Raw genomic sequence first — 25061 nt, 5'->3', positions numbered from 1 at the left:
TGTCGGTCCTCGCGGACAGCGGACGGCGGGTTCCTGGTCGGCGGCCCGCGCAAGTCACTCGTCGCCGGTGAGGTCGTGGAGCTTTGCCGAGAGGATGCGGCCGATCTCGGCCAGCGTGTCCGGGCGGGTCAGCATCGACCCGTGGTCGCCGGGCACCACATGGGCCTCGACGGAGCCGCGCACGTACGTCTGCCAGGCCTCGGCGGTCACCGGCGGGTCCTGCTCCTCCGAGCAGGCGATCAGCAGCAGGTCCCCGTCGATCGGGCCGGGCCGGTAGTCGATCGTCAGATGGGTGTTGTTCGCCGAGATCTCGGTGATCGTCGTGAGCCGGTCCTCTTCCAGGTTGGCCAGCACACTGCCCTGGCGGCGCAGGATCTTCCGCGCCTTGGCGAAGGTCATCTCCCCGTCGTCGTGGTGGCTGCCGCCGTCGACGAGACCCACGTGGTAGAGCAGCGTCACCCGGTCGTCCGGGGCGGGCACGTCGGCGTGGGTGAGGCCCTGCCAGTCGGGGATCACGTCGAGCACCGCGACCAGCGCCACCGGCTCGCCGCGCCGCTGGAACTCCGCGGCCAGCGCGTGCGCGCACAGCCCGCCGAACGACCAGCCGGCCAGGTGATACGGCCCGTGCGGCTGCACCCGCTGGATCTGGTCGGCGTAGTCCACCGCCATCTCCTCGATGCTGGCCGGCCGCGGTTCCGGCCGGGCCAGACTGCGCGCCTGGATGCCGTACAGCGGGTACTGCGGCTCCAGGTGCTTGATGAGCGCGCTGTACGACCAGCTGATGCCCCCGCCCGGATGGACACAGAACAGCGGCGGCCTGCTGCCCCCGGTACGCAGCGGCAGCATCACCTCGTACGAGCCGTCCGCGTCGTCGACGTCGAGCCGGGCCGCGATGCCCGCCGGTGTCGGCGCCTCGAACAGGCTCCGCACGCCCAGCTCGACACCGAAGGCCGCGCGCAGCCTGGCCATCAGCCGGGTGGCCAGCAGGGAGTGCCCGCCCAGGTCGAAGAAGTCCTCGCTCACACCGACCACCGGTCGGCCCAGGACCTCCGCGAACAGCTCGCACACCACCTGCTCCTGCGGGGTGGCCGGCGCCCGCCCGAAGTCGGCACGCTCCGGTTCGAGCGCCGGCAGCGCGGCACGGTCGAGCTTGCCGTTGGAGGTGAGCGGCAGCCGGTCGAGCGGAATGATGGCGGCGGGGCGCATGTACTCGGGCAGCCGACCGCGCAGGTGCTCCCGGACGGCCATGAGCAGGGCGCCGGTGCTCCGACCGGTGGCCGGGCTGGTGGTCCAGGAGGAGAGCGACGTGCCGGGGCCGGCCGCACCCGTGGGCGCGTAGGCACCGACGGGCACCCCCTCGCCAAGCAGTTCGCGCTTGACGTACGTGAGATCGAGGGCGGCCGGGTCGTGCCCGTTCCAGCTGACCGCCGTCCAGTAGCCGTACTTCTCGCCCAGACGGTGCAAGTCCTCCGGATCGACCCCGGCCGTGTCCCGGACGTCCGGTGCCGTCCCGGACTCGAGCACGCGCTGCGCGGCGAAGTCGGCCGCGATGCGCGCGTGGGGCACCCCGGTGACGCGCAGCCGGTCGGGCCGCGCGCTGCCCAGATGATCGGCGAGGGCACCCAGGTCACGGGTCCAGGGTCGGGTGGGGGCGTCGTTGAGGGGCCGGGTGGTGATGCCGGTCTTGTAGAGGGTGGCGTCGTAGCGGTAGCGGGTGAGTTCGTTGTGGGCGGTACCGCGCTTGAGCTGGATGTCGGTGCCCGCCAGGTCGGGGACGTGGTGGGCGAGGGCGCTGAAGTACTCGGGGTCGACGAGGAGTTCCTTCTCCTGTACCAGGCTCTGCTCAACGGCACGGCGGATCGCGGCCGTGTCGCTCGGGTCCTCGGCACGCGCCGCCTGCACACCGGAGGCGAAGGTCCGCAGCAACCGCGGATTGCGCAAGTCACCGAGAAACAGGGCGCCACCGGGCGCGAGCAGATGGAAGGCCTGTTCGACGACCTGCGTGAGATATCCGCCGTTCGGGAAGTACTGGGCCACGGAGTTGAGCACGATCGTGTCGAAGTGCCCCTGCGGAAGGTCGCCGTGCTCGTGGGCGGCCTGCACCCGGAGCCTCACCCGCCGAGTCAGCTCGGGGTCACTGTCGACATGGCGCCGCAGCTCCTCCACGACGACCGGGGAGAAGTCCGTGCCCCAGTACTCCTCGCACTCGGGCGCCAGTCCGGACAGCAGCAGACCGGTGCCGACACCGATCTCCAGGACACGGCCGGGCTTGAGCGCCCTGATCCGCTCGAGCGTGGCCGCACGCCACTCCCGCATCTCGGGCAGCGGGATCGGCTCGCCGTCGTAACTGCTGTTCCAGCCGGAGAAGTCCTCGCCCAGCGTCGAACCGGGCGCCGAGTACAGCGAGTCGTAGAGATCCCGCCACTCGCCGATCTGGTCCCGCTCCTCCTCGTCCCCCGTCGGTCCGCCGGTGTCGGGGACGAGGTAGGCGATCAGGCGGGTGCTGCCGGGCTGGTCGTGGTGGGCGACCACGGCGGCCTGGGCGATCGCCGGATGGTCCGTCAGGACGTTCTCGATCTCGCCGGGTTCGATACGGAAGCCGCGGACCTTGACCTGGTGGTCGGCGCGGCCCATGTACTCCAGATCGCCGTCGGCGTTGGCACGCACGAGGTCACCGGTGCGGTACATCCGGCCACCGGGCTCGGGACCGTAGGGATCGGCGACGAACCGCTCGGCGGTCATGCCGGGCTTGTTCAGGTAGCCGCGGGCCAAACCGGCCCCGGCGATGTACAGCTCGCCCGTCACCTGCGGCGGCACAGGCCGCAGATGCGCATCAAGAACATAGACACGGGTGTTGGCCATCGGACAGCCGATCGGCACCGTCGCGCTGCCGCTGTAGGGGCGCGGGACGGGGTGGTGGGTGGCGAACGTGGTCGTCTCCGTGGGGCCGTAGCCGTCCACGACCGTCAGCGCCGGGCAGGCCTCGTGCAGGCGGTGCACGGTGGCGCCGGAGACGGCCTCGCCGCCGCTCCACACTTCCCGTACAGCCGACAGAGCGTCCGCAGCGTGGTCGGTGATCACGTTCAGCAGGGAACTGGTCAGCCACAACGCGGTGACACCCTGAGTGGTAATGGTGTGGTGCAGGGCGGGGACGTCCAGGTCCCCAGCCGGGGCCACGACGACAGTCCCGCCGCTCAGCAACGGCACCCACAGCTCGTAGGTGGAGGCGTCGAACGCGGTCGGCGAGTGCAGCAGGACGCGTCGATGTGTCTGGCGGTCAAAACGCGGGTCCAGAGCCAGAGCGGCGACATTGCGATGCGTCACCACGATCCCCTTGGGCGCACCCGTCGAACCCGAGGTGTACATCACATACGCCGCATCCCCCGACCGCACACCCACCCCAGGCGCTTCGCGCTGCTCCTCTCCCCCAGGTGTGGAGTCGATGACGAACACGTCTGCCGCCGGGAGTTGCGGTTGAGACGCGTCGTCCGTCACCACCAGCGTGGCGCCGGTGTCGGCCAGGACATGGCGGATGCGGTCGGCCGGATAGCGGGCGTCGAGGGGCACGTACACGGCGCCGGCTTTCATCAGGCCGAGGACCGTGGTGACCGTCTCGATCGAACGCTCCAGAAGAACACCGACCGCGTCACCGGGCCGCACTCCCCTGCCGATCACATCGTGCGCGAGATAGTTGGCACGCGCGTCGAGCTGTGCGTACGTGAGCGTGGCGGCGCCGTCGGTGACCGCGGGAGCATCAGGCGTCTCAGCCACCTGTCGTGTGAACAGCTCGCCCAGGGAAGCATCCGGCACGGCATGCGCCGTGTCGTTGAAGTCGACTACGGCACACCGGTGTTCGTCGGGGGTGAGGATGTCGATGTGGTTGAGGGGCTGGTCGGGGTGGGTGGTGGCGATGTCGAGGAAGTGCAGCCAACGCTCGAACAAGGCCTGGACGGTGGGCGCGTCGTAGATGTCACTGGAGTACTCGATCGCACCGCTGATGCCCTGGGGTTCACCGTGGGCGCCGCGCTGCTCGGCGAGGCTGAAGAACAGGTCGAACTTCGCCGTACCCGTACGCCCCGGAGCGACGTCGATCGTCAGACCGGGAAGCCGGAAACTCGCCTCGGGCGCGTTCTGGAGTGCCAGCATGACCTGGAAGAGCGGATGATGCGACAAGGTGCGGGTCGGATTGAGCAGCTCGACCAGGTACTCGAAGGGGACGTCCTGGTGCGCGTAGGCGGCCAGACTCCGCTCCCGCACTCGAGTGATCAGCTCGGCGAAGCTCGGATCACCGGATGTGTCCGTGCGCAGAACCAGCGTGTTGACGAAGAACCCGATCAGCTCATCCAGCGCCTGGTCGGTGCGGCCGGCCACCGGACTGCCCACCGCAACATCCTCGCCCGCCCCCAACCGGGTCAGCAAAGCCGCGAGTCCCGCCTGCAACACCATGAACAAACTCGCACCCGACGCCCGCGCCACATCCGACAACCGCCGATGCAGATCCGCGTCGATATCAACGGTGACATAGTCACCCCGGTAGGTCATCACCGCCGGACGCGGACGGTCCGCCGGCAGCGTCAGCTGACCCGGCAGACCCGCCAACGCCTCCGTCCAGTAGCCAATCTGCGTAGCAAACAAGCTCTCCGGGTCATCCTGGTCACCCAGCAGCTCGTTCTGCCACAGCGTGTAGTCCGCGTACTGCACCGGCAACGCAGACCACTCCGGCACCCGCCCCTCCACCCGCGCCGTATAGGCACGCGTGAGGTCAGCGGCCAGCGGGCCCAGCGACCACCCATCACCCGCGATGTGATGCACGACCAACAGCAGTACGTACTCCTGCGCCGAGAGTTCGAAGAGGTCGGCGCGCAGCGGGGTGTCGGTCGCCAGGTCGAAGGCGTAGCGGGCGGCTGACCTCAGTGCGTCCGGCAGCTCGGCCTCGGTCGTGAGATGGACGGCGAGGTGCGGGACGGCCGCCTCGGGTGACAGCACCTGCTGGCAGGGGACCCCCTCGGCCTCGGGGAACACCGTCCGCAGACTCTCGTGCCGGGCCACCACGTCACCGAGAGCGGCACGCAGCGCGTCACGGTCCAACTCACCACTCAGCCTCAGGGCCAGTGGGATGTTGTAGGTGGCGCTCGGCCCCTCCATCTTGTGGATGAACCACAGCCTGCGCTGGGCGAAGGACAGCGGCATGACCTCGGGTCGCCGGCGGACGGTGAGGGCCAGGCGTCCGGGGGCGGCGGTGTCGAGGAGTACCGCCACTGCGGCCGGCGTCGGGCCCTCGAACAGCGCACGCAGCTCCAGCTCCACGCCGAACGCGGCACGGATCTGGGCGATCAGACGGGTGGCCAGCAGCGAGTGTCCGCCCAGGTCGAAGAAGTCGTCATCGACTCCGGCCCTCGGCAGCCCCAACACCTGCGCGAACAGATCGCACACGATCTGCTCCTGCGGCGTGCGTGCCTCCCGCCCCGATCCGGCCGACGCGAACTCGGGCGCGGGCAGGGCCGCCCGGTCCAGCTTGCCGTTGGCGGTCAAGGGGAGCCGGTCGAGGGGAACGATGGCCGACGGGACCATGTAGTCGGGCAGGTGGTCACGGGTGTGCTCACGGAGCTTGGTGACCAGGGCACCGGTGCCGCGGCGGGCGGCGGGGTCGGTCGCCCACGTGGACAGGGGCGCGGTGGAGGCGCTGGTGGGGAGCGCGGCGTAGGTGCCGACGGGGGCGCGGCCGGACAGCCGGCTCCGGTCGACGAAGACGATGTCCACAGCGTCGGCGTCCTGGGTGTTCCAGGTGACGCCGGTCCAGTAGCCGTGCTCGTCGCCCAGGGTGTGGAAGGCCTCGAGGCCGGTTGGTGAAGCGGTGGGGCGGTCGGGCAGGGGTGCACCGTCTTCGAGGGCCTGCCGCACGGCGAGTTCGTGGACGAGGCGGGGGTTCGGGACGCCGGTCAGGCGAAGTTCCGCGGGCCGTTCGCTAGCCAACTGCTGCCTCAGATCAGCGAGGTTGGCTTGGGCGTCGGCGTGAGCGAGCCAGGGTCGGGTGGGGGCGTCGTTGAGGGGCCGGGTGGTGGTGCCGGTCTTGTAGAGGGTGGCGTCGTAGCGGTAGCGGGTGAGTTCGTTGTGGGCGGTACCGCGCTTGAGCTGGATGTCGGTGCCCGCCAGGTCGGGGACGTGGTGGGCGAGGGCGCTGAAGTACTCGGGGTCGACGAGGAGTTCCTTCTCCTGCACCAGGCTCTGCTCAACGGCACGGCGGATCGCGGCCGTGTCGCTCGGGTCCTCGGCACGCGCCGCCTGCACACCGGAGGCGAAGGTCCGCAGCAACCGCGGATTGCGCAGATCACCGAGGAACAGGGCGCCACCTGGGGCGAGGGCACGGAGCGCGTGGTGGACGACCTGTTCCAGGTAGCCGGCGTTCGGGAAGTACTGGGCCACGGAGTTGAGCACGATCGTGTCGAAGTGGCCCTGTGGAAGGTCGCCGAAGTCGTGAGCGGGCTGGGGGCGGAGGTGGACCCGGGTGGCCAGGACGGGATCGGCGTCGACGTGCCGCCGAAGCTCGTCGATGACGGTGTGGGAGAAGTCGGTGCCCCAGTACTCCTCGCACTCGGGCGCCAGCCGGGCCAGGAGCAGGCCGGTGCCGACACCGATCTCCAGGACGCGGCGCGGCCGCAGGGACCGGATGCGGTCGACGGTCGTGTCACGCCATTCCCGCATCTCGGGCAGCGGGATCGGCTCGCCGTCGTAACTGCTGTTCCAGCTGGCGAAGTTCTCGCCGAAGGCCGTCTGCTCCGCAGCGGTGTACACGACGTCGTACAGGTTCTGCCACTCGCTGAGCTGGTCCTGTTCCACAGCCTCGTCGTGGTCGCGCGCCGAGGTGTCGGCGACGACGTAGGCGACGAGTCGGGTGTCACCCGGCTGGTCCTCGCGGACGACGACGGCTGCCTGCGCGATGTCCGTGTGGTCGGTGAGGACCTCCTCGATCTCGCCGAGTTCGATGCGGAAACCGCGGATCTTGATCTGGTGGTCGGCGCGGCCGACGAACTCCAGCTCGCCGTCCTGGTTCCACCGCACCAGGTCACCGGTGCGGTACATACGAGCACCGGGCTCGGGAGCGTACGGGTCCGCCACGAACCGCTCGGCCGTCAAGCCGGGCTTGTTCAGATAGCCGCGGGCCACACCGGATCCCGCGATGTACAGCTCGCCCACCACACCAGGCGCCACCAACTCCAGCCCCGAACCCAGCACATAGGTCCGAGTGTTGGCGATCGGCCGGCCGATCGGCGGTGCGCCCGCGCCGCCGGCCAGGTCTGCGGCGGTCGACCAGATGGTGGTCTCGGTGGGGCCGTACAGGTTGGTCAGGTCGTCGGTGAGCGTGCGCATCGACTCGGCGAGAGGGGTGGGCAGCGCCTCACCGCCGACCACGATGCGCAGGCCCCGCAGCGCCTCCGGCTCGTGCGCCACCAAGAGCTGCCACAGCGAGGGGGTGCCCTGTACGACCGTGACGCCGTGCCGGGCGATCAGGTCGAGCACGGCGGACGGTTGAGGGACGGCCTCCTTGGGGGCGAGGACGACCGTGGCGCCCGACAGGAGCGGGTGGTACAGCTCCAGCGCGGCGATGTCGAACGCCACCGTGGTGACCGCGAGCAGCCGTTCCCCCGTCCGGAGCGGGACCTTGCGCCGCATTGCTTCCAGGAAGTTGAGCAGCGGCGCGTGCGGTACGACCACGCCCTTGGGACGACCGGTCGAGCCGGACGTGTAGATCACGTACGCGGCGGCCTCGGGGGCCGGCGGCCGTGCGTGGCCGGTCTCGGCCGGGTCGGTGTCGGGGCAGACGGCCAGCAGTGCGTGTACGTCCGGGGAGTCCAGCACCAGTCGTTCCGCCGAACCACCTCTCGGCATACGGGAGTCCGTCGACAGCGTGGTGAGCAGCAGCGCGGGTTGTGCGTCCTCGAGTACGTAGGCGAGGCGGCCGGCCGGGTGGTCCGGGTCCAGCGGCAGGTACGCGGCGCCGCTCTTGAGCACGGCCAGCAGGGCGACCACCAGCTCGGCCGAACGCGGCAGAGCCAGCGCGACCACCCGGTCCGGACCCGCGCCCCGGCGCAGCAGGACGTGCGCGAGGCGGTTGGCGCGGCGGTCCAGCTCCGCGTACGTCAGGGCGGTGTCCCCGGCGATGAGGGCCACGGCGTCCGGGGTGGCGGCGGCCTGCTCGGCGAAGCAGACCGGCAGCAGCTTCTCGCCGATCTCGGTCTCGGTCTCCAGCCAGGTGCCGAGCAGCTTCCCGTGTTCGTCGGGGGTGAGGATGTCGATGTGGTTGAGGGGCTGGTCGGGGTGGGTGGTGGCGATGTTGAGGAAATGCAACCACCGCTCGAACAAGGCCTGGACGGTGGACGCGTCGTAGATGTCACTGGAGTACTCGATCGCACCGCTGATGCCCTGCGGCTCACCGTGGGCACCGCGCTGCTCGGCGAGGCTGAAGAACAAGTCGAACTTCGCCGTCCCGGTCCGTCCGGGAGCGACGTCGATCGTCAGGCCGGGGAGCCGGAAGCTCGCCTCGGGCGCGTTCTGGAGGGCGAGCATGACCTGGAAGAGCGGGTGGTGCGACAGGGTCCGGGCCGGATTGAGCAACTCGACCAGGTACTCGAAGGGGACGTCCTGGTGCGCGTAGGCGGCCAGACTCCGCTCCCGCACCCGCGTGATCAGCTCGGCGAAGCTCGGATCACCGGATGTGTCCGTGCGCAGAACCAGCGTGTTGACGAAGAAGCCGATCAGCTCATCCAGCGCCTGGTCAGTGCGGCCGGCCACCGGACTGCCCACCGGAACATCCTCGCCCGCTCCCAGTCGAGTCAGCAGACCCGCGAGTCCCGCCTGCAACACCATGAACAGACTCGCACCCGACGCCCGCGCGACATCCGACAACCGCCGGTGGAGATCCGCGTCGATATCGACCGTGACGTAATCGCCGCGATACGTCATCACCGCCGGGCGCGGACGGTCCGTCGGCAGCGTCAGCTGATCCGGCAGGCCCGCCAACGCCTCGGTCCAGTAGCCGATCTGCGTGGCGAACAGGCTGTCCGGGTCGTTCTGGTCGCCGAGGAGTTCGTTCTGCCACAGCGTGTAATCCGCGTACTGCACCGGCAACGCAGACCACTCCGGCACCCGCCCCTCCACCCGCGCCGTGTAAGCACGCGTGAGGTCGGCGGCCAGCGGGCCCAGCGACCACCCGTCACCCGCGATGTGATGCAGGACCAGGACGAGGACGTGGCGGTCGGGGGCGAGGCAGAACAGCTCGGCACGCAGGGGGATTTCGGTCGCCAGGTCGAAGGCGTGCCGGGCCGCCGACTTCAGGGCGTCCGGCAGCTCCGTCTCAGTGATGTCGGTGGCGGGCAACTCGACGCTCACGCTGTCGAGGACATGCTGGTAAGAGGTGCCGTCGGCCTCGGGGAACACCGTCCGCAGGCTCTCGTGCCGGGCCACCACGTCACCGAGAGCGGCACGCAGCGCGTCACCGTCCAACTCACCACTCAGCCTCAGAGTCAGTGGGATGTTGTAGGTGGCGCTCGGCCCCTCCATCTTGTGCAGGAACCACAGCCGCCGCTGGGCGAACGACAGCGGCACCGCGTCGGGCAGTTGCTGCTTGGTCAGGGCGAGCCGTGCAGGACCAGCGGTGTCGAGCCGGGCCGCGACCGCGCCCGCGGTCCGTGCCTCGAAGAGCGTGCGCAGGCCGATCTCGACGCTGAAGGCGGCCCGGATGCGGGCGATCAGACGGGTGGCCAGCAGCGAGTGGCCGCCGAGTTCGAAGAAGTCGTCGTCGACGCCGGCACGCGGCAGTCCCAGAACCTGCGCGAACAGATCGCACACGATCTGCTCCTGCGGCGTGCGCGCCTCCCGCCCCGACCTTGGCACGGTGAAGTCCGGCTCCGGGAGCGCCGCCTTGTCCAGCTTGCCGTTGGCCGTCAGCGGCAGGCTGTCCAGGATTGCGACGGCCGAGGGCACCATGTGTTCGGGCAGCCGCTCGCGCGCAAACTCCCTGGTCTCCTCGGGGCGCAGGGCCTCCCGAGCCACCACATAGGCCACCAGCCGGGTCCTGCTGAGCTGGTCCTCGCGGGCGACTACGGCGGCCTGGGTGATGTGGGGGTGCTCGGTGAGGACGTTCTCGATCTCGCCGGGTTCGATGCGGAAGCCGCGGATCTTGACCTGGTGGTCGACGCGGCCGACGAACTCCAGCTCGCCGTCCTGGTTCCACCGCACCAGGTCACCGGTGCGGTACATCCGCGTGCCCGGCTCAGACGCGTACGGATCCGCCACGAACCGCTCGGCCGTCAAGCCGGGCTTGTTCAGATAGCCGCGGGCCACACCGGATCCCGCGATGTACAGCTCCCCCACCACACCGGGCGCCACCAACTCCAGCCCCGAACCCAGGACGTAGGCCCGGGTGTTGGCGATCGGCCGGCCGATCGGCGCAGTGAGCGGCCAGCTGCCGGGGCCGTCGCTCAGGGTGTGGGCCGTGACCACGTGGGTCTCGGTGGGGCCGTAGTGGTTGTGCAGCACGCGCTCTGGTGCCGAAGTGTGGAACTCGCGGACGACGCGGCTCAACGTCAGGGCCTCACCGGCCTGCGCGATGGTCCGCAGCCGGGGCAGCGCGCGTCCCTGCTCGACGGCGGCCTCGGCGACGGCCTCCAGCACGAGGTTGGGCGCGAACAGTTCCTCCACTCCGTGCTCGTCCAGCCACTCGACGAACCGCGCCGCGTCCCGCCGGACGTCCTCGTCCGGGATCACCAGGGTCTTGCCGTACATCAGGGCCGACAGCATCTCCTGCGCGGAGACGTCGAAGCTGATGGCCGTGAACTGCGCGGTCCTTGTGCCGGGTTCGCCGCCGACCGCCTCGTTGTGCCACTCCAGCAGGTTCACCAGCGCACCCACGGGCATGACGACGCCTTTGGGTCGGCCGGTGGAGCCGGAGGTGTAGATGACGTACGCGGGATGATCGGGCGCGAGTGCGGTGACCGGGTTGTCCGCGGACTGACCCGTCACATCGAGCGTGTCCAGCAGCAGCACAGGCGTCCCGCTCGCCGCCTCTACCGAGGCACGGTGCTCGGTCGTCGTCAGCACAAGCGCCGGCCCGGCATCGGTGACCATATGAGCCACACGAGCAGCCGGATAGGCCGGATCAAGAGGGAGATAAGCCGCACCCGCCTTCAGCACCGCCAACACGGCGACCACCAGGTCCGCGCCCCGAGGCAGAGCCAGAGCCACCACGTCCTCCGGACCCACACCACGACCCACCAGCTCATGAGCCAACCGGTTCGCCCGCTCATTCAACTCCCCGTACGACAGCGTGGACCCGTCCCACACCACCGCCACCGCACCCGGCGCCACCGCCACCCGCGCCTCGAACAACTCCGGCAACGTCGCCCGCGACGGCACAACAACCGCAGGCACCGCCAGCACAGCCGCACGCTCCTCCGCAGAGAGCAGATCGATCCGCCCGATCGGCCGGGAGGGATCCGTGACGACGAGGTCGAGCACCCGGATCAGCCGGTCGACGAACCGGGTGGCCGTCGCTCCGTCGAACAGGTCGTCGCGGTAGTCCAGGCGGAGGTACAGACGGCGACCAGGAGCGGCGATCAGAGTCAGTGGATAGTGCGTCGCGTCCCGCCCACGGCCCAGGTCAGGGGTGATCCGCAGCCCGGTCTCCGGCCACTCGCCGGGTTCGTCCCACGGGTAGTTCTCGAAGACCAGGGAGGTATCGAAGAGGTCGCCCAGCCCGGCCAGTTGCTGGATGCGGGCGAGCCCGAGGTGGTGGTGCCCGGTGAGCCGCGACTGCGCGCCCTGCACCTGTTGAACGGCGGTCAGCAGTGACTGCGCCGGGTCCAGGGACACCCGCACCGGCACCATGTTGATGAGCAGACCCACCATGCTCTCGACCCCCAGCAGTTGAGGGTCGCGCCCGGCCACAACGGCCCCGAACACGACGTCGTCGTGGCCGGTGCGCCGGCTCAGCACAAGCCCCCAGGCGGCCTGGAGCACGGTGTTCAGGGTCACGCCGTGCCGGCGCGCCCAGTCGGCCAGCGCTGCCGTGCGGTCCTCGTCCAGCTCCACCGTGATCCGCTCCGGCATCAGTCCGGGGCGGCCCGGATCCACCGGGGTGAGCAGCGTCGGCTGTTCGAGTCCGCCGAGCGCCTCCCGCCAGGCGGCCTCCGCCGCCGGCTGGTCCTGCTGTGTGAGCCATTCCAGGTACTGCCGGTAGGGGGCCACTCGGGGCAGCACGGTGGCGTCGCCCTGGCTGCCGTACAGCGTGGTCAGCTCGCGCACGAGCAGTGGCGTCGACCAGCCGTCGAGCAGGATGTGGTGGGTGGTCATGATGAGGCGGTGGCGTTCGGCGGCCAGGCGCACCAGGGAGAAGCGCAGCAGGGGCGGCTCGGCCAGGTCGAACCGGCGGGCGTGCTCCTTGGCGGCGAGCCGGGCCAGCTCCGCCTCCGCGTCGGCATCGGGAAGGGGCGACAGGTCGAACTCATCCCAGGGAACATCGACCTGACGTGGTATCAGCTGTACGGTCCGGCCGGAGTCCACCTGGCGGAAACCGGCGCGCAGGTTCGGGTGCCGTTGGACGAGCGCGAGCACGGCGGCCCGCAGCCGCGCCGCGTCGAGAGCGCCCTCGATGGCGAAGACGTGCTGCACCGCGTAGACGTCCGCGCCGACCTGCTCGTAGCGGGAGTGGAACAGCAGCCCCTCCTGCATCGGGGAGAGGGGGAGGATGTCTTCAAGGCCCGACGACGTCATTTCTGCACCCTCCACGCTGCTTCGAGCTGCTCGATGTCGTACTGGCTGAGTTCGGTCAGGGGAAAGTCCGAAGGGCTGTGGCCGCCGGTGCCGGAGCGCTCGCCGTGCCGGACCAGTCCGCGGATCGCTCGGAACCAGTGGTCGGCCAGGGCTCGGACGTCCCGTTCGGGCCAGAGATCCGGCGCCCAGGTCCAGACGGCCTCCAGTTCCGGCCCGTCCGGGGCGTCGCGGACCATGCTGTTCACCTCGAGCCCGTGCGCCAGCGCGGTCGCCGGGTCGGCGCTGCTCAGCAGGCCCGTCTCGGCGGCCACGGTCCATTCCGGGCGGCCGGGGACCACCGGGGCGCCCGCCGAGGGGAAACGGCCGAGGTAGTTGAATCCGAGTTGCGGTACGGCGAGCCCGGCCAGCTCCGGCCCGGTCTCGGGATTGAGGTGCCGCAGCAGGCCGTAGCCGATGCCCCGGTCAGGCAGGGAGCGGACCTGTTCCTTGACCCGTTTCAGGGCCTGTCCGAGCGACGGCCCGCCGTCGACGACCTCGTCCCACGCCAGGAGGCCGGGGTCGACGCGGACGGGATACAGAGAGGTGAACCACCCCACGGTGCGCGAGAGGTCCGCGCCCTCGACGATCTCCTCGCGCCCGTGTCCCTCCACGTCCACGAGGAGAGCCGTGTGTCGCCCGCGTGCGTGGGTCCGGCGCCAGTGGGCGACCGCCAGGGCGAGCGCGGTGAGCAGGACGTCGTCGACCTTCGCGTGGAAGGCCGTGGGCACCGTCGTCAGGAGCAGGGTGGTGACCTCGGGTGGCAGGGAGAGCGTGAGCTCACGGGCCCGGCCCACGGTGTCCCGCGTGGCATCGAGCCAGCCAGTGGTCAGCGGTGGGTCAGCCACGGTGAGCAGTTCGGTCCACAGCGCCGCCTCGGCGGTGCGGGCCGGCTGCCGGGCCTCGACCTTGAGGAGACTCGCCCAGCGGCGCAGGGAGGTGCCCACCGGGTCCAGCCGTGGGGGACGACCGCCCCTGACGGCCTCGCAGGCGGCGATGAGATCGGGAAGCAGGATCCGCCAGGACACCCCGTCGACGACGAGATGGTTGACGACGATCAGCAGCCTGCCCCGTTCGGCCGGGCCGGCGTCGAACCAGACCACCTGAACCAGCAGACCACGCTCGGCCGACAGGCGGGCGGACGCCGCCTCCGCCTGTGCGCGGACCAGCTTCGCGTCGACGGCGGCGCCGGCGGTCTCGACACGGTCCACCAGATCCGCGGCCGACACGGACCCCGCCGGACCCACCTCGAGCGACCACGCCCCGTTGTCCTGACCGCTCGGTGTCCGGGTCAACCGCAGCGCGTCGTGGTGGTCCACGAGTGCCTGCACGGCCGCGACGAGGTGGTCCTGGCGCAGCTCGGCCGACACCTCCAGCAGGATCGCCTGGTGGAACGCGTCGATGTCGCCGCCCCGCGCGTCGAACCAGCGCATGATCGGGGTCGGTTCCATCCCTCCCACGCCGGAGTCGTCCGTGTCGGGTGCCGACACGGCCAGTTCCTCGGCGACCTCGGCCAGCCCGGCCGCGGTCCGCTGCTCGAAGACGTCCCGGACCGCGAGTCCGACACCCGCCGAGCGAGCGAGGCTGACCAGCCGGATCGAGACGATGCTGTCCCCGCCAAGCGCGAAGAAGTCGTCGTCGGGCCCGACCTTGTCCACGCCCAGGGCCTGCGCGACCAGCGTCCCCAGCAGTCGCTCGCGCTCGGTCCGCGGCTCACGACGCGGCACATCCGCCCGCGCGCTCTGATCGGGTTCGGGCAGCGCGGCCCGGTCGAGCTTGCCGTTGGCCGTCAACGGCAGCCGGTCCAGGGTGACGTACGTGGACGGCGCCATGTACTCGGGCAGCCGCTGCCGCACGAACTCACGTATGTCTGCCGGTGTTTCGCCGGTGTCGGGGACGACGTAGGCGATCAGGCGGGTGCTGCCGGGCTGGTCGTGGTGGGCGACCACGGCGGCCTGGGCGATCGCCGGATGGTCCGTCAGGACGTTCTCGATCTCGCCGGGTTCGATACGGAAGCCGCGGACCTTCACCTGATGGTCGGCGCGGCCCATGTACTCCAGATCGCCGTCGGCGTTGGCACGCACGAGGTCACCGGTGCGATACATACGAGCACCGGGCTCGGGACCGTAGGGATCGGCGACGAACCGCTCGGCGGTCATGCCGGGCTTGTTCAGGTAGCCGCGGGCGAGGCCGGCCCCGGCGATGTACAGCTCGCCCGTCACCTGCGGCGGCACCGGCCGCAGGTGTGCGTCGAGGACGTAGACACGTGTGTTGGCCATGGGACGGCCGATCGGCACCGTCGCGCTGCCGGTGTAGGGGCGCGGGACGGGGTGGTGGGTGGCGAACGTGGTGGTCTCCGTGGGGCCGTAGCCGTCCACCACCGTCAGCGCCGGGCAGGCCTCGTGCAGGCGCTGCACCGTGGCCCCGGAAACGGCCTCGCCGCCTGTCCACACTTCCCGTACAGCCGACAGAGCGTCCACAGCGTGCTCGGTGATCACGTTCAGCAGGGAACTGGTCAGCCACAACGCGGTGACACGCTGAGTGATGATGGTGTGATGCAGGGTCGGGGCATCGAGATTTCCCGCCGGGGCCACGACGACAGTCCCGCCGCTCAGCAACGGCACCCACAGCTCGTAGGTGGAGGCGTCGAACGCGGCCGGCGAGTGCAGCAGGACGCGTCGATGTGCCTGGCGGTCAAAACGCGGGTCCAGAGCCAGAGCGGCGACATTGCGATGCGTCACCACGATCCCCTTGGGCACACCCGTCGAACCCGAGGTGTACATCACGTACGCCGCATCCCCCGACCGCACACCCACCCCAGGATCACCGGGGTCGGACGCGAAGGCCCGAGAAGACGAAATGTGGAGCAACTCCACGGCCTCGGCACCTGATTCCGGAACCGACCGTTGGTCGGTGATCAGTAGGCGCGCGCCGGTGTCGGCCAGGACATGGCGGATGCGGTCGGCCGGATAGCGGGCGTCGAGGGGCACGTAGACGGCGCCGGCTTTCATCAGGCCGAGGACCGTGGTGACCGTCTCGATCGAACGCTCCAGAAGAACACCGACCGCGTCACCGGGCCGCACTCCCCTGCCGATCACATCGTGCGCGAGATGGTTGGCACGCGCGTCGAGCTGTGCGTACGTGAGCGTGGCGGCGCCATCGGTGACCGCCGGAGCATCAGGCGTCTCAGCCACCTGTCGTGTGAACAGCTCGCCCAGGGAAGCATCCGGCACGGCATGCACCGTGTCGTTGAAGTCGACTACGGCACACCGGTGTTCGTCGGGAGTGAGGATGTCGATGTCGGCCAGCGGACGGGCGGGATCGGTCACGGCCGCGTCCAGCAGCCGTAACCAACGGTCGAACAGGGCCTGAACGGTGGGTGCGTCGTAGATGTCGCTGGAGTACTCGACGGCACCGGTGATGCCCTGGGGCTCGCCGCGCTCCCCGCGCTGCTCGGCGAGGCTGAAGAACAGGTCGAACTTCGCCGTGCCCGTCCTGCCCAACTCGACCCTGGCCCGCAGCCCCGGAAGGTCGAGCTCGGTCTCGGGCGCGTTCTGGAGGGCGAGCATGACCTGGAAGAGCGGGTGGTGCGACAGGGTGCGGGTCGGATTGAGCAGCTCGACCAGGTACTCGAAGGGGACGTCCTGGTGCGCGTAGGCGGCCAGACTCCGCTCCCGCACCCGCGTGATCAGCTCGGCGAAGCTCGGATCACCGGATGTATCCGTGCGCAGAACCAGCGTGTTGACGAAGAACCCGATCAGCTCATCCAGCGCCTGGTCAGTGCGACCGGCCACCGGACTGCCCACCGCAACATCCTCACCCGCCCCCAACCGGGTCAGCAAAGCCGCGAGTCCCGCCTGCAACACCATGAACAGACTCGCACCCGACGCCCGCGCCACATCCGACAACCGCCGATGCAGATCCGCGTCGATATCAACGGTGACGTAGTCACCCCGGTAGGTCATCACCGCCGGACGCGGACGGTCCGTCGGCAGCGTCAGCTGACCCGGCAGACCCGCCAACGCCTCCGTCCAGTAGCCGATCTGCGTGGCGAACAGGCTGTCCGGGTCGTTCTGGTCGCCGAGGAGTTCGTTCTGCCACAGCGTGTAGTCCGTGTACTGCACCGGCAACGCAGACCACTCCGGCACCCGCCCCTCCACCCGCGCCGTGTAAGCACGCGTGAGGTCGGCGGCCAGCGGGCCCAGCGACCACCCATCACCCGCGATGTGATGCACGACCAGCAGCAGTGCGTGTCGGTGTTCGGACACCGTGAACAACTCGGCGCGGAGGGGGATTTCGGTTGCCAGGTCGAAGGCGTGCCTGGCCGCTGACTTCAGGGTGTCCGGCAGTTCCGTCTCGGTGATGTCGATGGTGGGCAACTCGACGCTCACGCTGTCGAGGACGTGCTGGTAAGAGGTGCCGTCGGTCTCGGGGAACACCGTCCGCAGGCTCTCGTGCCGGGCCACCACGTCACCGAGAGCGGCACGCAGCGCGTCACCGTCCAACTCGCCGTTCAGCCGTACGACGAGGGGGATGTTGTAGGTGGCGCTCGGCCCCTCCATCTTGTGCAGGAACCACAGCCGCCGCTGGGCGGACGAGAGGGGAAGGGCAGGCTGGCGCTCCCGCGCCGCCAGGGGCGGCCGAGCGGGTCCCGCGGTGTCGAGGAGTGCCGCCACCGCGGCCGGCGTCGGCCCGTCGAACAGCGCGCGCAGTTCCAGCTCCACGCCGAACGCGGCGCGGATCTGGGCGATCAGACGGGTGGCCAGCAGCGAGTGGCCGCCAAGTTCGAAGAAGTCGTCATCGACGCCAGCCCGCGGCAGCCCCAACACCTGCGCGAACAGATCGCACACGATCTGCTCCTGCGGCGTGCGCGCCTCCCGCCCCGACCTTGGCACGGTGAAGTCCGGCTCCGGGAGCGCCGCCTTGTCCAGCTTGCCGTTGGCCGTCAGCGGCAGGCTGTCCAGTACGACGACGGCGGCCGGCAGCATGTAGTCGGGCAGCCGGTCCCGCGTGAACTCCCGTACGTTCTCGGCGCGGAGAGCTCCCGATGCCGCCACGTATGCGATGAGGCGGGCATCGCCGGACTGCTCCTCGCGGACCACCACCGCGGCCTCGGCGACGTCGGGGTGGTCGGTCAGCACGTTCTCGATCTCGCCGGGTTCGATGCGGAAGCCGCGGATCTTGACCTGGTGGTCGGCGCGACCGACGAACTCCAGCTCGCCGTCCTGGTTCCACCGCACCAGGTCACCGGTGCGGTACATCCGCGTGCCGGGCTCGGGAGCGTACGGGTCCGCCACGAACCGCTCGGCCGTCATACCGGGCCTGTTCAGATAGCCGCGGGCCACACCGGATCCCGCGACGTGCAGCTCCCCCACCACCCCGGGCGCCACCAACTCCAGCCCCGGACCGAGCACATACGTCCGCAGGTCGGGGATACCGACGCCGATGGCGCTGGCCGCCGCGGCGGTTGCTCGCTCCTGGGTCAGTGGCTGGTACGTCACGTGGACCGTGGTCTCGGTGATGCCGTACATGTTGATCAAGGCCGGCGTGTCGTCGGGGTGGCGCAGGTACCAGTCGGCGAGACGGGACGGTTGGAGTGCCTCGCCGCCGAACACCACGGTGCGCAGGGCGAGTCCGCGGCCCGGCGGTGAGGCGTCGGCGTCGGCCTGCGCCAACTGGTAGAAGGCCGACGGTGTCTGGTTGAGTACGGTGACGCCGTGATCGGCCAGCAGGTCAAGGAAGGCGCCGGGCGTCCTGCTGACCTCGTAGGGCACCACGACCAGCCGGCCGCCGTGCAGCAGCGCTCCCCACAGCTCCCAGACGGAGAAGTCGAAGGCGTACGAGTGGAACAGCGTCCACACGTCGTCGGGACCGAAGCCGAACCACTTCCGAGTGGCATCGAAGAGCCGCACCACGTTGCGGTGGGCGACGACGACGCCTTTGGGTCGGCCGGTGGAGCCGGAGGTGTAGATGACGTACGCGGGATGATCGGGCGCGAGTGCGGTGACCGGGTTGTCCGCGGACTGACCCGTCACATCGAGCGTGTCCAGCAGCAGCACAGGCGTCCCGCTCGCCGCCTCTACCGAGGCACGGTGCTCGGTCGTCGTCAGCACAAGCGCCGGCCCGGCATCGGTGACCATATGAGCCACACGAGCAGCCGGATAGGCCGGATCAAGCGGGAGATAAGCCGCACCCGCCTTCAGCACCGCCAGGACCGCGACCACCAGGTCCGCGCCCCGAGGCAGAGCCAGAGCCACCACATCCTCCGGACCCACACCACGACCCACCAGCTCATGAGCCAACCGGTTCGCCCGCTCATTCAACTCCCCGTACGACAGCGTGGACCCGCCCCACACCACCGCCACCGCACCCGGCGCCACCGCCACCCGCGCCTCGAACAACTCCGGCAACGTCGCCCGCGACGGCACAACAACCGCAGGCACCGCCAGCACAGCCGCACGCTCCTCCGCAGAGAGCAGATCGATCCGCCCGATCGGCCGGGAGGGATCCGTAGCCGTGACGGCTCGCAGGGCCGTGCGCAGACGCCGGTGGTGAACGGCCAGTTCGTCGTGCGTGCACAGTTCGGGGTGGGCGTTCACGTCGACGGCCGGCCCGGTGCCATCGCGTCGGTCCCACACGGCGAGGGTGAGGTCGCCCACCAGGCCCGAGGTGAGGTTGTGCGCGGTGGTCGGCAGTCCGGCGAACGTGATCGCGTAGTCGAAGGACATGACGTTGACGACCGGTGCGTACCACGTCCCCATGCGGCCGGGCAGTGCGACGTCGCGCTGGATGTCCTCGGCTCGGTACCGCTGGTGGCCGCCCAGTTCGCGCACGCGCTTGCCGATCTGGGTGAGGAGTTCGCCGAGTGTCAGCTCCGGTCGTAGCGTGAGCCGGAGTGGTAGGACGTTGGCGGCCGTGCCGGGTGTGCGGCGCTCCACCTGGGTGAGGCGCGCCGTCACCGGCAGGCCCAGGACGACGGTGGCCGCGCCGGTCGTCCGGTGGACGTGGAGGGCCGCGGCGGCGATGACCAGGTGCGACCAGGGGGCGCGGGCCCGGCGGGCCGCGTCGCGCAGTGCCGTGTGTTCCGCCGGCTCCAATGCGGTGGTGTGCCGGAGATAGCGCTCCGGCGTGGTCGACGGCCTGCCGACGACTCCGGCCGGCTGCGGGCGGTCGGCGAAGCGTTCCGTCCAGTATGCCCTGTCCTGAGCGAATTGCTCCGACGCCTGGTATGCCTGTTCGGTCGCGATCAGGTCGGACAGCGTGCCGAACGGGCTCGCTCCCACCGGGCCGCCTCGGGCGAGTGCGGTGTAGACGTCGGCGACCCGGCGTGTGATCAGCAAGGACCCGAAGGCGTCCATCACGGCATGGTGGTAGCCCTGGTACCACCAGAAGCGGTCGGCGCTCAGCTTCAGGAGCGCGTACTCGAACAGCCGGTCCTCGGTCAGGTTCATGGGCCGGGCGACCGCGGTCTCCATCCAGTCGCGGGCGGCCTGTTCGGGGTCCGGCTCCGCGCTCAGGTCGGTGACCGCGAGCGGCCAGCCAGCAGGCTCCTGGAGAGCTTGCCGGACCTCGTCACCTTCCTCGACGAAGCAGACATGCAGCGCCTCCGCCTCGGCGACGACGAGTCTCAGGGCTTGCACGAAAAGCTCCGGGTCCACGCCTCCGTGGATCTCCAGGTACTCCCCCACCCGGAAGACTCGATTCCCTCTCCCCAGCCGCTGCTCGGCGATCCATATTTCGCGTTGCGCAGCCGTGAGGGGCAGCGTGGTGCCAGCACTGACGGACAAGTCTCCACCTCCGAGAATTCCCCCGCACGGACGGCCGGAGAGGCAGGAATGAAAAACTCACAATGTCCTGGAAAACGCGTCGTCAATTTCGATCGCGCAGAAGTGAAACGGCGAACTCCGCTCTGTCGGAGCGACGTGGATCGCCGTATGTGTATGGGAGCCGGACGTAACCGCCCGGAAAACTCGACAGAGGGAAACCTAACCCTGGGAGATCCGGAGGGTCAAGGAGATCAATCGGCTATGCCACGTGCATGTCCAGGCCGTGTCCCGCTGGCGGGACACGCGGGACAACCCGGCGGGACCCCCGCGCACGCCCGGCATCGGCCGCGGTGCCCGCCGATACGGCCTGGCGGCCAACTGCCCCTGGATCGGCTGGTGAAGGCCCGCCGCCCGCGCTTGCTGCGGGGCGTGACCGATGCTCGCCACACGCCGGACGGAGTCCTTTCCCGCAGGCGGCGCCCTGCCGGTGCGGCGACCGGCGTCGGGACCCGCGCGTCGCTCGCGAGGCGGTTCGCCTTGATCGACGGGCTCTTGCCCGCCGTTTATCGGCGGTGTTAGCTTCACCGTCCATAAATGCCGATCGCACGTTTCCCGAGGCTGTTTCACAGAAGGAAACCCGTATGGCGAAAACGCAGTGGGTGAGTCATCTGCTGAACCGTGGCGCGGACGACGACCCGTGGGCCGTTTCGAGCGCTTCGGTCACCCGGGGACAGTTACGCAGTGCGGTAGCCGAGTTTGAGGATCGTTTCCGGAACCAGGGAATCGGCGAAGGCAGCTCGGTTCTCCTGAGGATGACGCCGAGTTTCACTTATATTCAGGTGCTGTTGGCACTGTGGAGCCGTGGGGCGCAGGTGGTCCTGGTCGACTTCCGGCTGAAACCGGCCGAGTACGAACCGCTGGTCCAGCTGGTGCGTCCGCAGTACCTCGTCGCCGCGGCCAGCGCCGGAGGGCCGGTGGCCGGATTCCGTCAGGAGTCGGACTTCACGGTCCGGCCGCTTCCGGACGGCCGGACCGCCGTCGACGGCATACGACTGGTGCAGTTCAGCTCGGGCTCGTCCGGCCGGCCCAAGGTGATCGGCCGACCCGCCGACTCCGTGCTGGCCGAAATCGACCGGCACGCCGCCCTCCCCGGGATCCCCAGCGCGGACGACCGGGTGATGCTGCTGAACTCGGTCATGCACAACATGGGCCTGGTCAGCGGCGTGCTGCACGCGCTCGCGTCCGGGGCGACGCTGATCATCCCGCCGACGCTGCGCCCGGCCGAGGTCGTACGGCTCATGGCGGCCACCGGGACAACCGCCGTCTACGGAACGCCCGTCCACTACGACCTGCTGTCCCGCGTCGCCGACCGGCCCCAACTGCCCGCACTGCGCCTCGCGGTGTCCGGCGGCGAGCGGGTGCCGCAGGAGACGTACGAGAACTTCCGTTCACGCTTCGGCCTGCCGATCAGCCCGGTCTACGGACTGACCGAGATCGGACTGATCGCGGGTGACCTGTCCGGCACGTCCGTCCCTCCGCAGCTGGGGCTTCCGGTGCCGGGAGCCGAGGTCAAGGTCGTCGACGACGAGCTGTATGTGCGGATCGACCACTCGCCGTATCTGTACGGCGAGCACGCGGACCGCTATACGGACGGCTGGCTGCGGACCTACGACCGGGTCCGGCAGGACCCCGCGACCGGGGTGCTCAGCATGCTCGGCCGGGCCGACTCGCTGACCGTGATCGGCGGACTGAAGGTCGACCTCACGGAAGTGGAGAACGTCCTCCTGGCCCACGACCGGGTGACAGAGGCCGTCGTGACGCACGGAGAGGTCATCGAGGCGTTCGTGGGCGCCGACCCCGCCGTCGACGCGGACGAGTTGACGGTCTGGTGCCGGGAGCGTCTGAGCCCCGTCAAGGTCCCCAAGCGGTTCCACGTCACGCGACTGCTGCCGCGGAACTCGATGGGGAAGCTGATCCGCGACCGTGCGCTGATGCACGGACGCGTCCTGTCGGAATCGCCCTCGCGGGCACAGGGGGACCAATGATCTCGAAAGACGACCTCAGGGCGATATTGACCGAGAACGCGGGACTCGGGCCGCCCGAGGAACTGACCGACGACGCCGAGCTGGTGATCGACTCCTTCACCCTGGTGGTCCTTCAACACGTGCTGGAGGAGCGGCACGGCGTGGTCATCGAGCCGCAGTTCGACGACATGGCCCAATTCACCTCGATCGACGGCATACACACCTATGTGACCAGGGTCGTGCAGGAGCACTGACCGTCACACCTGGCCCCCCATCCGACCGCATTGCACAGGGAGCGATGATGAGCAACCCCTTCGAGAACCCCGACGGCACCTTCCTGGTGCTCGTCAACAACGAGGGCCAGCACTCGCTGTGGCCCTCGTTCGCCGAGGTGCCCGCGGGCTGGACGGTCGCGCTCGGCCAGAGCGACCGCCAGACCTGCCTCGCCTACGTCGAGAAACACTGGACCGATATGCGCCCGCTGAGCCTCGTGCGCCGATAGGAGACCTCGATGGACGACGCCGCATTCCAGCAGCTGCTGTTACGGGAGGAGGACCTCGAGGAGTCGTTCTACGGCGAGGAGCCGAGCGCCGCCTACGATCCCGTCTTCGTCTCCGGCGACGAGTCGGGACGGGCCATCGTCGACCTGACCAACATGCTCACGCACGGCACGCATCCCGAGACGGTGCACCACGCCTCCGCGCTGTTCACGAACGTCGCGGGATCGGTGGTGTTCCACCATGTCACCCAGTTCGGCCACCGGACCTGCCGGCAGATCTACCAGGAGCTCTTCGACGCGGTGCACGCCTGCGCGCAGTACCGGATGGAACTCAACGACGGCGTGCAGCTCGACATCTCGAGGGTGGATCTGGGGCCTGTCGAGCTGGGAGACGGCGGCTTTGTGGTGCGGTGGCTGTCCACCGTCGACCACTTCCGCATCGAGACCGCCTGGGTGATCGTCGCGAAGGACGACATTCTCACCTTCGTCAACGCCCGTGTCCCGGACGAGTCGGAGATCCAGCGGCTCGCACGCATAGCCGTCGACCGCGTCGCCGAACTGACCGGTGCGTCATGACGTCCACGGCATCCCTGGTCGACTTCGCGTCCGCGCTGGAGACGGTCGAGGAATGGCTGACCGAGTACATCTCAGCGAGCCATCCGGAGATCAGCCGCACGGGGCCCATCTGTCCCTTCGTGGCCCCCTCGCGCAAGAACCGGACGATGGAGATCCGCCTGCGTTTGGCCGGCCACGCGCCGACCCTGGAGCTGATCGAGGAGATCGCCCGCAGCAGCCTGCGAGAGTACGAACTGACGTCCTGGCAGGGCCGCAATCCCATGCTACGGGCCATGGTGGTCGCACTTCCCGACCTGCGCAGTGAGGACACCGGACTGCTCGACCAGGCCCATACCCGAGTGAAGGACGCCTTCGTGGCACAGGGGCTCATGATCGGCCAGTTCCACGAGAACTGCGAGGTGACGGCCGCACGCAACCCCCGCTTCGCGGTGAGCAAGGCACCCTTGCCCCTGTTCGCCATCCGCGCCATCGCCCTGCACGACGTCTTCTTCCTGTCCGAGCGGCCGCAATGGTTCCAGCAGTACCGGGAGCGGTTCGGCAAGTTCTTCGAACCCGGGTCCACCGTGATGGACCCGCTCTTGATGGAGCGTTACCAGGAGGCCGAGCAGGCTCACGGTGGTCCGCCGTAGATTCCGCCCAAGTCCGTACCGGGCATGGCCCCGAGAACATGGCCGTCCTGCGCAACCTCGCGATCAACAAGCTCCACGAACACGGCCACACCAACATCGCCGCCGGTCTCCGCGAGGTGCCCTACGAGCCCTTCACTCGGCCACTCGACCTCCTCCGCGTGTCCCGGTGACCAGCAACTACGCCAAGATCAAACGACTTTGGACCAGCCCTGCCGCCGGACCTCACGCAGCCTGACGACCAACTGCAGGAAGTTTTCACCTCAGCGTCCGGATATACCGGCGGGGGCTTTCGTGTCAGATCGTCGCGGCGGGCAGCAGCCCTTCCAGCATCTGCATTCGGGGAAGACTCAGACCGAACCGGTCTTCCACCACCGACAGAGACCTGACATGGGCGGCGTCACGGTCCTCCTCCCCCTCGATACCGGCAGCCTGAACATCACGGAGGATCAGCTCCGGCGCCGTACCGCCCACATCCGGGAACGAACACAGGTCGAAACCGCACATGTACGTCTCCTGGTGGAAATAGGAGAATGAGGGTGGCGGCACCTTTGGATTCTCACTCTCGTAGTAGAGCTGGAAGATGCGCGTCCCCCTGGAGAGACCGTCGGTGAACCCCGGCCCCGTATACCCCGGCCAGTCCCCGTACGCCACCGCGAAGGGCAGTACCCCGCCCACGTCACGTCGCTGTTCGCCGGCCACGTCAGTCCGTCACTCATACTCTCTCCCATGACGAAGGGGCCCCGAGAACGGTACACGCCGCTCC

At 69.5% G+C, this 25061-nt stretch carries 10 protein-coding genes; 7 read left to right on the top strand and 3 right to left on the bottom strand.

The annotated features are described in order from the left end of the window. Nucleotides 1-54 precede the first annotated feature (54 nt). Both E5671_RS44110 and E5671_RS44105 read right to left on the bottom strand, forming a co-directional pair. Nucleotides 55-12768 (bottom strand): non-ribosomal peptide synthetase, encoded by a 12714-nt coding sequence (locus E5671_RS44110; protein WP_160509793.1) that lies wholly within the window; start codon nt 12766-12768, stop codon nt 55-57. After that, nucleotides 12765-20591 (bottom strand): non-ribosomal peptide synthetase, encoded by a 7827-nt coding sequence (locus E5671_RS44105; RefSeq protein ID WP_160509792.1) that lies wholly within the window; start codon nt 20589-20591, stop codon nt 12765-12767. The genes E5671_RS44110 and E5671_RS44105 overlap by 4 nt, the downstream gene beginning before the upstream one ends. A gap of 247 nt (nt 20592-20838) precedes the next feature. Between E5671_RS44105 and E5671_RS47200 the strand changes: the two genes are divergently transcribed. From E5671_RS47200 to E5671_RS47195, 7 genes are all read left to right on the top strand, one after another. Next, a complete protein-coding gene (locus tag E5671_RS47200; protein ID WP_272902855.1) occupies nt 20839-20970 on the top strand; it encodes a hypothetical protein in 132 nt (43 codons plus the stop codon). A gap of 241 nt (nt 20971-21211) precedes the next feature. Then, on the top strand, nt 21212-22615 hold the full coding sequence (locus E5671_RS44100) for a class I adenylate-forming enzyme family protein (RefSeq protein WP_160509791.1): 1404 nt from the start codon (nt 21212-21214) through the stop codon (nt 22613-22615). Then, nucleotides 22612-22848, top strand: coding sequence for an acyl carrier protein (locus tag E5671_RS44095; protein ID WP_160509790.1), 237 nt, complete (start codon nt 22612-22614; stop codon nt 22846-22848). The genes E5671_RS44100 and E5671_RS44095 overlap by 4 nt, the downstream gene beginning before the upstream one ends. A 47-nt stretch (nt 22849-22895) precedes the next feature. After that, nucleotides 22896-23096, top strand: a complete 201-nt coding sequence (locus E5671_RS44090; RefSeq protein ID WP_160509789.1) for an MbtH family protein — start codon at nt 22896-22898, stop codon at nt 23094-23096. 9 nt (nt 23097-23105) lie between these two features. Then, nucleotides 23106-23669: a hypothetical protein gene (locus E5671_RS44085; RefSeq protein ID WP_160509788.1), complete on the top strand. Its 564-nt coding sequence runs from the start codon at nt 23106-23108 to the stop codon at nt 23667-23669. Next, entirely contained in the window at nt 23666-24298 is a 633-nt protein-coding gene (locus tag E5671_RS44080; protein WP_160509787.1) for a DUF6875 domain-containing protein, read from the top strand. The genes E5671_RS44085 and E5671_RS44080 overlap by 4 nt, the downstream gene beginning before the upstream one ends. 38 nt (nt 24299-24336) lie before the next feature. After that, nucleotides 24337-24468, top strand: a complete 132-nt coding sequence (locus E5671_RS47195) for a hypothetical protein (RefSeq protein ID WP_272902854.1) — start codon at nt 24337-24339, stop codon at nt 24466-24468. Between the two features lie 124 nt (nt 24469-24592). On the opposite strand, the gene E5671_RS44070 is transcribed toward E5671_RS47195, so the two are convergent. Beyond that, nucleotides 24593-24997: a hypothetical protein gene (locus E5671_RS44070; protein ID WP_160509786.1), complete on the bottom strand. Its 405-nt coding sequence runs from the start codon at nt 24995-24997 to the stop codon at nt 24593-24595. Between the last annotated feature and the right edge of the window lie 64 nt (nt 24998-25061).

It is taken from the genome of Streptomyces sp. BA2, assembly GCF_009769735.1.
GTDB lineage: Bacteria > Actinomycetota > Actinomycetes > Streptomycetales > Streptomycetaceae > Streptomyces.
Note: the sequence above shows the minus strand (reverse complement) of the source record. Positions and strands in the feature narration are given on the sequence as shown.